14 protein-coding genes are annotated in these 10,850 nt (G+C 70.6%); 7 read left to right on the top strand and 7 right to left on the bottom strand.

Annotated features, from left to right (window positions below; translation table 11 throughout):
• On the bottom strand, positions 1 to 570 hold a 570-nt coding region (locus ACWGSK_RS15585), incomplete at its 3' end, for a hypothetical protein (protein ID WP_452456072.1).
• A 3-nt stretch (positions 571 to 573) separates the two neighbouring features.
• On the opposite strand from ACWGSK_RS15585, the gene ACWGSK_RS15580 reads away from it, so the two are divergent.
• Together ACWGSK_RS15580 and ACWGSK_RS15575 are read left to right on the top strand one after the other, a co-directional pair.
• Complete coding sequence (locus ACWGSK_RS15580) at positions 574 to 1,230, top strand: tetratricopeptide repeat protein (RefSeq protein ID WP_358510483.1); 657 nt, start codon at positions 574 to 576, stop codon at positions 1,228 to 1,230.
• A gap of 59 nt (positions 1,231 to 1,289) precedes the next feature.
• On the top strand, positions 1,290 to 1,691 hold the full coding sequence (locus ACWGSK_RS15575; protein WP_452456071.1) for an NUDIX domain-containing protein: 402 nt from the start codon (positions 1,290 to 1,292) through the stop codon (positions 1,689 to 1,691).
• A 3-nt stretch (positions 1,692 to 1,694) separates the two neighbouring features.
• Here the strand turns inward: ACWGSK_RS15575 and ACWGSK_RS15570 are convergent, their stop codons facing one another.
• Entirely contained in the window at positions 1,695 to 2,624 is a 930-nt protein-coding gene (locus ACWGSK_RS15570) for a GNAT family N-acetyltransferase (RefSeq protein ID WP_452456070.1), read from the bottom strand.
• A 51-nt stretch (positions 2,625 to 2,675) separates the two neighbouring features.
• Positions 2,676 to 3,602, bottom strand: coding sequence for an MBL fold metallo-hydrolase (locus tag ACWGSK_RS15565; RefSeq protein WP_452456084.1), 927 nt, complete (start codon positions 3,600 to 3,602; stop codon positions 2,676 to 2,678).
• A gap of 271 nt (positions 3,603 to 3,873) precedes the next feature.
• Between ACWGSK_RS15565 and ACWGSK_RS15560 the strand changes: the two genes are divergently transcribed.
• Positions 3,874 to 4,278, top strand: a complete 405-nt coding sequence (locus tag ACWGSK_RS15560; protein WP_358510495.1) for a single-stranded DNA-binding protein — start codon at positions 3,874 to 3,876, stop codon at positions 4,276 to 4,278.
• Between the two features lie 9 nt (positions 4,279 to 4,287).
• Here ACWGSK_RS15560 and ACWGSK_RS15555 read toward each other — a convergent pair whose 3' ends face one another.
• The 4 genes from ACWGSK_RS15555 to ACWGSK_RS15540 form a co-directional block, all read right to left on the bottom strand.
• Positions 4,288 to 5,295 (bottom strand): HAD-IIA family hydrolase, encoded by a 1,008-nt coding sequence (locus tag ACWGSK_RS15555; protein WP_358510498.1) that lies wholly within the window; start codon positions 5,293 to 5,295, stop codon positions 4,288 to 4,290.
• Between the two features lie 46 nt (positions 5,296 to 5,341).
• Entirely contained in the window at positions 5,342 to 6,184 is an 843-nt protein-coding gene (locus ACWGSK_RS15550; RefSeq protein ID WP_358510501.1) for an aminoglycoside N(3)-acetyltransferase, read from the bottom strand.
• Between the two features lie 117 nt (positions 6,185 to 6,301).
• On the bottom strand, positions 6,302 to 7,567 hold the full coding sequence (locus ACWGSK_RS15545; protein WP_358510504.1) for a DUF1015 domain-containing protein: 1,266 nt from the start codon (positions 7,565 to 7,567) through the stop codon (positions 6,302 to 6,304).
• Positions 7,568 to 7,614: 47 nt separating this feature from the next.
• Positions 7,615 to 7,965 carry an SCP2 sterol-binding domain-containing protein gene (locus ACWGSK_RS15540; RefSeq protein WP_358510507.1) on the bottom strand — a complete coding sequence of 117 codons (351 nt, stop codon included), beginning with the start codon at positions 7,963 to 7,965 and terminating at the stop codon, positions 7,615 to 7,617.
• 161 nt (positions 7,966 to 8,126) lie between these two features.
• On the opposite strand from ACWGSK_RS15540, the gene ACWGSK_RS15535 reads away from it, so the two are divergent.
• The 4 genes from ACWGSK_RS15535 (at position 8,127) to ACWGSK_RS15520 (ending at position 10,847) form a co-directional block, all read left to right on the top strand.
• Entirely contained in the window at positions 8,127 to 8,765 is a 639-nt protein-coding gene (locus tag ACWGSK_RS15535) for a coiled-coil domain-containing protein (RefSeq protein WP_358510510.1), read from the top strand.
• Positions 8,766 to 8,807: 42 nt separating this feature from the next.
• Complete coding sequence (locus ACWGSK_RS15530; protein ID WP_358510513.1) at positions 8,808 to 8,987, top strand: hypothetical protein; 180 nt, start codon at positions 8,808 to 8,810, stop codon at positions 8,985 to 8,987.
• Between the two features lie 21 nt (positions 8,988 to 9,008).
• Positions 9,009 to 9,809, top strand: coding sequence for a TlyA family RNA methyltransferase (locus ACWGSK_RS15525; RefSeq protein WP_358510516.1), 801 nt, complete (start codon positions 9,009 to 9,011; stop codon positions 9,807 to 9,809).
• Between the two features lie 111 nt (positions 9,810 to 9,920).
• On the top strand, positions 9,921 to 10,847 hold the full coding sequence (locus ACWGSK_RS15520) for an NAD kinase (RefSeq protein WP_358510519.1): 927 nt from the start codon (positions 9,921 to 9,923) through the stop codon (positions 10,845 to 10,847).
• Positions 10,848 to 10,850 lie beyond the last annotated feature (3 nt).

Below are 10,850 nucleotides of genomic sequence, written 5' to 3'. Positions count from 1 at the left end.
CGGGATCGTCGTGGTGGTGGGTTCCGGGGTGAGCGGGATCGTCGCGATGACCGGGGTGGTTATGGGCGTCGTGATGATCGTCCTGGCGCCGGCGCGGGTGGCGGTGGCGGCCGCGATTTCCGTCGGGACGACCGACGCGATGACCGACGTGACGACCGGGGCGGCCAGAGCCAGGGCCGCGACCGCCGTCCTGTCGGCAACCGGGACGATCGCCGGGATGACCGTCGTGGTGGTGGCTATCAGGGTGGCCGGGGCCAGGACCGGGATCGTCGTGGTGGTGGGTTCCGGGGTGAGCGGGATCGTCGCGATGACCGGGGTGGTTATGGGCGTCGTGATGATCGTCCTGGCGCCGGCGCAGGTGGTGGCGGCCGTGACTTCCGTCGGGACGACCGACGCGATGACCGTCGCGATGACCGACGTGACGACCGACGTGGTCCCCGTGAGGAGCGGGACCCGGCGGACCTCGCTCCGCCGCTGCCGGATGAGGCCACCTACAACCAGATCGACCCGGAGACCAAGCGCGATCTGCACTCGCTGCCCAAGTCCCTGGCCGAGCTGATCGGCAAGCACATCGTGGCCGCCGGCCTGTTCGTCGACGAGGACCCTGAGAGGGCCTACAAGCACGCCGCCTACGCCCGCCGCAAGGCCTCTCGCCTGCCGACGGTCCGTGAGGCCTCCGGCATCGCCGCCTACACGGTCGGCAAGTGGCAGGAGGCCCTCTCAGACCTGCGCGCGGCGCGGCGGATGAGCGGTCGGGACACCTTCCTGGCGGTCATGGCGGACTGCGAACGTGGTCTGGGCCGGCCGGAGCGGGCGCTGGAGATCACCAACGACCCGGCCGGGAAGGACCTGGACACCGCGGACCGGATCGAGTTGCGCATTGTGGCCGCCGGTGCCCGTAGGGACATGGGTGACGTCAAGGCCGCGCTGGCCGAGCTGCAGGTGCCGGAGCTCAAGGAACGCCGTGCCCGTCCGTACGTGGCCCGGTTGTTCTACGCCTACGCCGACGTCCTGGAGGAGCTGGGCCGTACCGATGACGCCCGCGAGTACTTCGCCCGGGCCTCTTCGGTGGACCGCGAGGGCATGACCGACGCCGACGAGCGTCTGGCCGCGCTGGAGGGCGTGGAACTGGTCGACCACGACGTCGAGGACGGCGTTGTCTGGACCGACGTCGAGGAGGACGCGGACCAGGCGGCGGAGGAGGCCGAGGAACGTAGGGGTCGGGACTGACCTTCCCCGAACCGATCGATGCGCCGTCGGGTGGTGAGAAGCCACTCGGCGGCGCCGTCGTGCGTCTGGGGGAGGTGCCCGCCGAGTACGACTCGGTGGTGTGCCTGACCTACCTGGGGGAGCGTCCCTTGATGGTCCGCAATCGTGAACGGGCCTGGGAGTTCCCCGGCGGGCATCGGGAGCCGGGGGAGGGGATCTCCGACACGGCTCGCCGTGAGGTGTGGGAGGAGGCCGGTGCCACCCTCGGGGAGATCCGGGTGGTGGGTCACTACGTGCTGGCCAAGGGGCACACCACGGTGGTCACGCACGCCCGGGTGCGCGAGTTGGAGCCGTTGACCGGCCGTTTCGAGACCAGCGAGGTGCGCGCCTTCGACCGGCTACCGGCCGACGATGAGTTGTCCTGGGCGGATGGTCTGTACGCGCACCTGCTCCGGATCCTGGACCTGCCCGGGGCGCCCTAGGGTTCAGGGCCTGCGGTAGGTCTGCTCGCTGCCGATGACGCCGTACCCGAGCCGGTCGTTGATGGCGAGCATGGGTTCGTTGTCGGCGTGGTTACCGGTGTAGGCGTACCGGATGCCCTTCTCCCGTGCGCGGTGCAGTGCCGTGGTCTTGGTGTAGGCGGCCAGCCCACGCTTTCGGTACTCGCGCAAGGTACCGGTCATCCCCGATTCCATTCGGCCGGTGCCGTCCGAGTTGTAGCAGGAGATCGCCACGGGGACCCCGTCCAGCAGGAGCGCCAGGCTGAGGTCGCGGTCGGCCAGCGGGTTGCCCCACAGGATGCGGACCCAGTCCTCGTAGGGCAGGAATCCGTCGTCGAGGCCTCCGGGTTCGTCTTCGCTGGTGGCCTTGTCGATCTCGTAGATGGGGCGGGGGTCGTCGTCGAACTCCCGGAGGGTACGCAGTTCAGCGCCCTCGGGGGTGGGCGGAGCTTCCGGGAGCGTGGTCAGGTCCAGGCCGAGGATCTGGGCGCTTTCGGCGAGTTCGTACCCGCGGTCCAGGATCGCCCGTCGGAAGCCCTCCCCGCCGACCTGGACGCTCTCCTCGGCGGCGTCGGCGCCCAAGAGATCGGCGCCGTTGTCGACCAGGCGCCGTTCGGAGGTTTCCAGCAGCCGGGCGGGGAGGTCCCCGTGGACGAAGCGCGGCGCTACGGCGGCCATGTACGACTGCCCGTGCGTGAGCCCCTTCTCGCCCTCGTGCAGACGGGAGAGGACGTGTCCGACAACCTGATCGCCCTCCACCGCGACGAAGCGTTGATCCCGGAAGTAGGTCAAGGGCCGCTCGAAGCGCTCCGTGAGGAGGGCCTCGGTGAGCACCAGACAGGGGTAGGACGTCCGGATGAGCGCGAACGTTGCGGGGATGTCCGTGCGGCGCATCGGACGGATCTCGATCGTCATGCCGGGGACACTACGTCGCGGCCCCTTCGGGACGCATCCGGTTTTCTCGCGTCAGGCGCGTTCCTCTTCGGCCTTCCTCGCGGCGTCGGCCTGCTCCCGGGCGAGCCGGTCCAGCCAGTGCACGATCCCACCGACGTTGGCCTCGGCGCCGCTGAGGATGTCGAGTACCGCGGCGGCGTCGGGTGAGGCGTCCGGGGGCAGTGGCTTGTACCGGGAGATCACCTTGTCCTTGACCATGGCCACGGCGTGATCCAGGTCCCCACCGGTGTCCTGGGAGTCGCGGACGGTCTCCACCCACAGGCGTAGTTCGCGCTCGGCCCGGTCGAGTTTCTCGCCGACCCCGTCCACCGCGCCGAAGTGGGAGAACATCAGGCGCTGGGCGCCGATGTCACCGAACAGACGCAGCGTGCCCAGGCAGGCGTTCATGTCGAAGTCCGGCGGCGGGGTGGCGGGACGCAGGTCGCCGGTGAGCGGGTTGTACACGCCGAGGGCGTCGCCGACGTAGAGGTCGCCGGTGGCGGTGTCGACCAGACCCATGTGGTGCTTGGCGTGGCCGGGCGCGTAGTGCGATACGAGTTTGCGTCCCGCGCCGAGGTCGATCTCGCCGGTCTCGGCGACCGAACGGATTCGGGTCGCCTCGGTGGGACGCATGTGCCCGAAGAGGGTCTCCAACCGGTCGCCCCACACCATCTTGGCGCTGGCCATGAGCCGGCTGGGGTCGGCCAGGTGCCGGGCGCCGCGTTCGTGCACCACGATCTCGGCGTTGGGGAACAGTGCCGCCATGTCGCCGGTGCCGCCGGCGTGGTCCAGGTGGATGTGCGTGACCACGATGGTGGCCAGGTCGTCGGGGGACAGACCGAGTCGGATGACGGCGTCGCGCAGGACCGGGGCGGATCCGGCGGTGCCGACCTCCACGATGCAGGGCCGTTCGGTGCGGATGAGGTAGGCGGACACCACCCCCGGGTACCCGGCCAGCATCGTGTCGATGGCGTAGATCTCGTCGCCCAAGGGGATGATCCCCTCGGGCAGGTCGTCGGTGTTCACGTCTTTGTGCACGTCCGAGCACCCTTCTTCTACCGTTGCGGACCGAACCCGACTCTAGGGCACGGGGCCTGGACGGTCCTGTGTCGGGGGTCACCTGGGGCTCGGGTTATCCACAGATTCTCGAACGGTCTTTTCTCGCATCCTGCCGGCGGGGATCCTGGAATCAGTGCGCGCACCAGGTCACCCTCTACCGGGAAGGTTCCTCGTGCTCATCCGGAAACCCTCAGAAACCAAGGACACGACCAAGACCACGATCACGACCGAGGCCACGACAAAGGATCAGGGCCATCTCAACCAGGTGTTGGTGGTCGGGCGGATCACCGCCGCGCCGACCGTACGCGAACTGCCCAGCGGGGATCGGTTGGTCTCCTGGCGGATCGGGGTGGTCCGCCCCGAGGATCCGCGGCGTCCTGGGCATCGGCTGGACTCGCTGACCCTGGTCTCCTTCGAGGATTCGATGGTGGACCGGGTCCGGGAGTACCGGACGGGGGAGGTGGTCCGGGCGTCAGGGGCTCTGCGTCGTCGGATCTGGCGCGGCCCACAGGGGGTGCGCAGCATCCTGGAGGTCGAGGTGAGCACCGTCGCCATCGAACGGAGGCCCGTGGGGTGAGGCTCCTACCTACCAGCCCAGGACCCGAAGGGCGGCGGCCACCGACTCTCCGGTGGGGTCGATGGAGTCGTCGGCCCACACCGCGTCGCACAGGGCCCGCAGTCCGTCCAGCCGGTCACCGTTTCCGGACAGCTCGACCGCACCCGTGCCGGTGGTGGCGGTCCAACCACCGCACACCGACCGGTCGCCTTCTCGCCGTGGGCCGGGGTGGGTCTCGTTCATCCCCGACACGTCCCAGGACAGGTAACGGGGACGCTGATGGGGCGGGGCGGCCACCAGGTCGCGGGGTGTGACGACCCCGGACAGCACCAGCAGTCCGGCCGCGCCGTGGGTGGTGGCGCCCTCGATGTCGGTGTCCAACCGGTCGCCGACGATCAACGGGTCGGTGGCCCCGGTGCGGAGCATCCCCTCTTCGTGCAGGGGGCGCATGGGCTTGCCGGCGATCACCGGTTCCACTCCGGTGGCGTGCGCGATGACGCGTACGAAGGATCCGTTGGCGGGGGTGATGCCCCACTCGCCGGGGGCGGTGGCGTCGGCGTTGCTCGCCACGTAGTAGGCGCCGCGCGCCACCGCCAGCGCGCCCTGGTCGAGGAGTTCGCGGTTCATGGTGCGGGAGAAGCCCTGGACCACGGCCACCGTCGAGGTGTCGGCGATGGTGACGGGCCGCAGCCCCATACGACGTACCGCCTGCCGCAGCCCGGTGTCGCCGACCACGAGGACGTCCGAACCGGAGGGGAAACGCTCGGCGATCAGTCGGGCGGCGGCCTCCGCGGAGGTGACGACGTCCTCGGGGGCGGCCGGCACGCCCAGGTGGGTGAGGTGTTCGGCGATCCGAGCGGGGGTGCGTCCGGCGTTGTTGGTGACGAAGGCGACCTTGACTCCGGCGGCGCGTGCCTTGCCGATCGCCTCGGGTGCGGCGGGGACGGCTTCGGCACCGATGTAGACCACGCCGTCCAGGTCCAGGAGCATCGCGTCGTGGAGCTCGTTGAGCGGGCGGTCTGCTGCCTGGAGGGACATGGAGGTCGGCCCGTCTTTCCGTGTGGTGATGGTGGTCGCTTCCAGGCTAGGCGGCTCCGCCCCGCGGGGCCTCCCCACGGGGTGTGTGGTCCGTCGCAGCCGGGGCGCGGTGTTCGGTCAACCAGTCGGTGGCGAAGCGCACCGCCTCGGCGAGGGGGAAAAGGCGTGCGGTGGCGGCGCCCACGGTGTCGACCGTGACCGTGCCCGTTCGTTCCAGGTCCGTGCCCAGGGCGGCGAAGTCGTCGGCGTCGAAGGCGATGTCCTGGACGCTCAGCCAGGTCCGATCGCCATCGGGGGTTCGGACGGCGCAGGAGGTGTCGGCCCGGGCCGGGTTCGGTACCCGGTATTCGGCCAGATGGAAGGTGGTGCAGGTGTCGTAGCCGACACCTAATAGCAGGACGTGGGCGCCGAAGTCCGCCAACCTGGCCAGGGGCGATTCCTCGCCCAGGGCCGAGCCGAGCGGGTGGGGACGCATGAGGTGGTGGGCGTGGGGGCCCAACGCCGCGAAGGAGGTCTGCGGATGGGGGCTGCGTACCGCTCCCGGCCAGGTGCGCACCATCTCCGAGATCCGACCCATGTGGGCGCCGGGGGTGGCGAGGGGGTCGAACGCGGGTGTGTGTTCGCGGATGGTCGGCCACCAAGACTCGGGCACCGGCGGGTTCCGCCAGCCGGAGGGGTCGGTGTTGTCCGAGGTCTGGGTGGGCACCACCAGGGTCCCTCGGGGGCCGACCGCGTCCATCAGGGCCTGCACCACGGCCTGCTCGGCGCCGCACACCCACCCCAGGGAGCCGAGGGAGGAGTGCACGAGGAGGGAGTCGCCTCGGCGTACACCCAACCGGGCCAGGTCTCGGGCCAGGAGTACACGGGTCTGGGGGTGGTCGACGGGCATGTCCGTGTTCTCCTCTGCCGGGGTGGGAACACCCAGCGTGGCAGGGGGTGCGCGCCGGCGACAGAGGTTTTCTCGATGCCTTCGGCGACCGGGGCGCACCCTGGTCGCCCGTGCGGGTCAGTCCAGAACCCGCATGACCAGGCCGGTGCGGGGTTTGGGTCCGAAGGAGGTGGATTTTCGGGGGGTGAGCTCGCCGCGGTCGGCGACGGCGTAGACCTGCTCCACCCGCAGTGGGGGCACGATGATCGCGGTGCCCCGTTCGGTGCGGGCGACGGCGATCGCTTCGGCCGGGTCGTCGTGCACCATGCGCACCTGTTCCTCGGGGACGCCCCACAGGGGTAGCAGGACCCGGTGCAGGGCGGCGGTGCTCAGGTGTCGCCACTGCGCCGAGCGTTCGGGCATGGCCCGTGACAGTGCTCGGTCGGTGAAGTCGTGCACCAGGTGGGCGGTGCCGTCGGGGGCGGCCACGATCAGGGCGGGGGAGTCCACGCCGTCCAGGTGGGTGGGGCCCGCGTCGGGAAGGGGGGAGACGGTGGCGACGGCGCGGGCCTGGTCCAGTGCCCGCGCGGTGTCCAGTCCGGGCAGGACGCGGTGGATGGCACCGAGCCGGGGCGGGTGGGTGTCACTGTCCACCAGCAGCGCCAGGCCGTGCCGCCAGGCGGGATCGGTGTGTTCGTCGCGCAGGCGTCGGTAGGCGGAGTAGCGGTGGTGTCCGTCGGCGATCAGGGCCGTGCGGGGAGCCAGGTCCTGGGCGACGCGGTGGTGGACGGCCGGGTCGGTGATCGCCCACAGGCGGTGTCGGGCTCCGTCGCCGGTGCGGGTGGAGATCAGTGGTGTGCCCTGGGCGGCGGCCTCGGTGGCGGTGGAGGCGGCTCCGCCCTCGCCCCGGTAGACCAGGAAGATCGGTTCGAGGTTGGCGCGGGCGGCGCCCATCAGCAGGAAGCGGTCGAGTACGGGGGGTTCGGCCACGTCCTCGTGCGGGCGGACCGCCGGTGTCGCCTCTTGGTCCTCGGGGAGTCCGAGGGCTCCGATGAGTCCGCGTTGGAGACGGCCGTCGGGGGTGATCTGCTCGTACACGTACAGGGCCGGTTCGGGGTCCTGGGCGAGATAACCGTCGTCGATCCAGCTGCGCAGCAGGGTGGCGGCGCCGCGGTAGCGGTGGGCGGCGGCGTCCTGGCGGGACAATTCGAAGGGGAGTGTGACCCTGGCCGCGTTGTGCGGGTCGGAGCGTTGGAGTTCCCGCGCCTCTCGGGCGTCGGGGATGTCGTAGGGCGGGGCCAGGAGTCGGGAGACGTCGAAACCATCGTCGATGAAGCGGTCGACGTCGGGCGCGGCGTAGCGGAGGCCGCGGAAGGGGGCCAGGTCAAGGGATTGGCGTGGCATCTCAGAAAGGTATCGTCCCGGCGGGCGGGCCGGGGCACCGCCCGGGATCAGAGCAGACGGCGCAGGCGCAGCAGGTCGCCGAAGCTCGCGTCGATCTTCAGACGGCGACCGAACAGGGCCTTGGCGGGGTCCAGGCGTTCCTCGGACAGGGCGACGAAGTCCTCGCTCGAAACGGTCACCGTGACCTGGGGTCCGGGGCCCGGCGTGGAGCGCGGGCGGTGGGTGACGTCGGTGAGGCCGTCGACGGTCAGGCACATGTCGAAGGCGGTGTCCAGGTCGGGGACGATCACGCTCACGGTGCGTTCGCGGATGTGCCTGCGGCGCCGTTCGAGGGGTTCTCGCAGGAGGCGCTCGTTTGCCCGGGCGATGCTTTCGAGGCACGCGTCGATGCTGCTCATCGGATCATGATGCCGTATCGGCGCGGAGATCGTCCGTTCGCGTGTCACCGGGACCGTGGGAACGGTAGCGTTGGCGTCGTCCCCCGGAACGAGGCCCCTCCCTCACCCGCGCCCTCTTTTCGTTCGTTTCCTCCCGCGGTCCCATCAAGGAGCACGTCATCATGGTCGTCGACGCGGTACGCACCTACCTCGATGCCGCCAATGGCCTCACCGAACTCTCTCGTAAGGAGGCGGTGGCGGCCGCCAAGGCGTTGTTGCGGGCCGGTGGCGCCAACGGCGCACCGGTCCCTTCGGTGGACGCCGCTCAGGGTCCGCCGCCGCGAGTGGGGCAGAACATCCAGGCGTTGGCGGGTGAGCTGATCGAGACCAGTCAGGCGAACCGGGCGGCCATCGCCGATCTGGTGCGCGCCGAGGTGGGGCGTGCCCTGGAGGAGTTGGACGTGGTGCCGCGCGCCGAGCACGACCGGTTGGTGCGCAGGGTCGCGGAGTTGGAGCGTCGCCTGGGTGCCAGGTACGCCGTGGAGCGGGTGCCCGGCCGGCTGGAGCCGGTGGCCGAGGAGGAGACCTCGAAGGCGGAGCCCGCCGAGCCCGACCCCGCCCCCGAGCCCGTGGAGGGCCCCGCCGACGAGGCCGAGCCCGTGAGCGAGCCCGAGCCCGAGTCCGCTCCCACCGAGCAGCCGGCCTCTCCCAGCGCCAAGACCGGTACCGGGACCAAGACCGCCACCAAGCCCACGGCCAAGAACACCCGTGCGCGCTCCACCGCCAAACGCACCACCAAGGGCAAGAGCGCCAAGAAGTGAACGAACGATAGTGTCGGGACGTGAGCGAGGGACGGGGGTCGTATGGGCGCCGACGAGCAGGCCGAGGCTTTGGCCGAACAGACCCTTCGGGCTACCAGGGAACGGTTGGCCGGGCTGGACGAGGTGCCCACGCACGAACACGTGGCGGTCTTCGACACCCTGCAACAGGAGTTGTCCGGTGTGCTCGGTGCGCTCGGGCAGGGGTCCCAGAGCGGGCGATAATGCCCGGTACCCTAGGTGACCATGGCAAAACGTAGTCGGCTCGACGCGGAACTGGTCCGCCGCGGTCACGCACGCTCCCGCGGTCACGCGGCCGAGATGATCGAGGGCGGATTCGTTCTCGTGTCCGGGATGGCCGCCTCCAAGGCCGCCACCCAGATCGGGACCGACCAGCCCATCGTGGTGCGCACACCCTCCGAGGAACCGACCTACGTCTCCCGTGGGGCGCACAAGCTCGTCGGCGCGCTGGACGCGTTCGAGCTCTCGGTGAAGGGGCGCCGCGCCCTGGACGCCGGCGCCTCCACCGGCGGGTTCACCGACGTGCTGTTGCGAAGAGGCGTCGAACGTGTCACCGCGGTCGACGTCGGTTACGGGCAACTGGCCTGGTCGTTGCGCAGCGACGATCGGGTCGAGGTGATGGAGCGCGTCAACGTCCGCGAACTCACCCCCGAGCAGATCTCCGAGCCTCGCCCCGACCTGGTGGTGGGCGATCTGTCGTTCATCTCCCTGAAGCTGGTGTTGGGTCCGCTGCGCGGGTGCGTCGACCCGGCCGCTGATTTCGTGATGATGGTCAAACCCCAGTTCGAGGTAGGCAAGGACCGGGTGGGCGCCGGCGGTGTGGTGCGTGAGCCGGCGCTGCGGGCCGAGGCCGTGTCCGACGTGGCCGCGCACGCCCTCACCTTGGGTCTTGGGGTGGTCGACGTGGCCGCGAGCCCCCTCCCCGGCCCCTCGGGCAACGTCGAGTACTTCCTGTGGATGCGGGCCGGTGCCGACCCGTTGGACCCCGCCCGACTCGAACGGGCGATCGAGGAGGGACCGGCCTGAGGGCGTGGCCCATGGTCGTAAGTGTCCGGTAGCGTGACCCGGCCGGGTCCGGGCGAGGCATCCGGTCGGTACCAGTGCTCCCGACCGGGGAGTGAATGTAAGGGGACGGCGATGACCGGCGGACGCAGTGTTCTGCTGCTGGCCCATACCGGTAGACCCGCGGCTGTGCGCAGCGCACGGTTGGTCCACGAAAGGCTCAGCGGGGCCGGGCTGACCGTTCGCATGCTCAAGAGCGAGCTGGAGAACCTGGCGGCCGAGGGTTGTGAGTTGTCCCCGGTGGAACCGGTGGAGGGCCCCCACGCCGCCGAGGGGGTGGAACTGGTCATGGTCCTGGGCGGTGACGGCACCCTTTTGCGGGCGGCCGAGATCGCCCGCCCCGCCGGGGCGCCGCTGCTCGGGGTCAACCTCGGGCACGTCGGGTTCCTTGCCGAGGCCGAACGCGAGGACCTGGGCGCCACGGTGCGCAGTGTGGTCCGACGCGAGTACGTCGTCGAGGAGCGCATGACCCTGGACGTGGCGGTCTTCAACGGAGGCCGTGGTGACGGGGCGCCCCCGGTGCGTTCCTGGGCGCTCAACGAGGCGACCTTGGAGAAGGCCGACACCCGCCGGATGTTGGAGATGGTCCTGGAGGTGGACGGGCGCCCCCTGTCCAGCTGGGGTTGTGACGGTGTGGTGTGCGCGACCCCCACCGGTTCCACCGCGCACGCCTTCTCCGCGGGTGGTCCCGTGGTGTGGCCGGACGTGGAGGCGTTGCTGGTCGTGCCGATCAGCGCGCACGCTTTGTTCGCCCGCCCCCTGGTGGTGGGCCCGGACGCGACCGTGGCGCTGGAGGTGTTGCCGGACACCACGCCGGGCGTGCTCTGGTGTGATGGACGGCGTATGGTCGAATTGCCCGCGGGGGCACGAATCGAGATCACCCGTGCCGATACGCCTGTTCGTCTGGCCCGGCTGCATCGCGCGCCGTTCACCGACCGGTTGGTGGCCAAGTTCGGTCTGCCGGTCACCGGGTGGCGGGGACGCGCCGGTCGCGAACGTTGAACG

The organism is Nocardiopsis sp. NPDC055551, from assembly GCF_053619415.1.
Note: the sequence above shows the minus strand (reverse complement) of the source record. Positions and strands in the feature narration are given on the sequence as shown.

Coding starts and splice junctions, on each gene's coding strand:
- ACWGSK_RS15535 (WP_358510510.1), top strand. CDS start 8,127: ATGGTCGTCGACGCGGTACGCACCTACCTCGATGCCGCCAATGGCCTC.
- ACWGSK_RS15570 (WP_452456070.1), bottom strand. CDS start 2,624: ATGACGATCGAGATCCGTCCGATGCGCCGCACGGACATCCCCGCAACG.
- ACWGSK_RS15525 (WP_358510516.1), top strand. CDS start 9,009: ATGGCAAAACGTAGTCGGCTCGACGCGGAACTGGTCCGCCGCGGTCAC.
- ACWGSK_RS15565 (WP_452456084.1), bottom strand. CDS start 3,602: ATGCTGGCCGGGTACCCGGGGGTGGTGTCCGCCTACCTCATCCGCACC.
- ACWGSK_RS15540 (WP_358510507.1), bottom strand. CDS start 7,965: ATGAGCAGCATCGACGCGTGCCTCGAAAGCATCGCCCGGGCAAACGAG.
- ACWGSK_RS15545 (WP_358510504.1), bottom strand. CDS start 7,567: ATGCCACGCCAATCCCTTGACCTGGCCCCCTTCCGCGGCCTCCGCTAC.
- ACWGSK_RS15530 (WP_358510513.1), top strand. CDS start 8,808: ATGGGCGCCGACGAGCAGGCCGAGGCTTTGGCCGAACAGACCCTTCGG.
- ACWGSK_RS15550 (WP_358510501.1), bottom strand. CDS start 6,184: ATGCCCGTCGACCACCCCCAGACCCGTGTACTCCTGGCCCGAGACCTG.
- ACWGSK_RS15555 (WP_358510498.1), bottom strand. CDS start 5,295: ATGTCCCTCCAGGCAGCAGACCGCCCGCTCAACGAGCTCCACGACGCG.
- ACWGSK_RS15520 (WP_358510519.1), top strand. CDS start 9,921: ATGACCGGCGGACGCAGTGTTCTGCTGCTGGCCCATACCGGTAGACCC.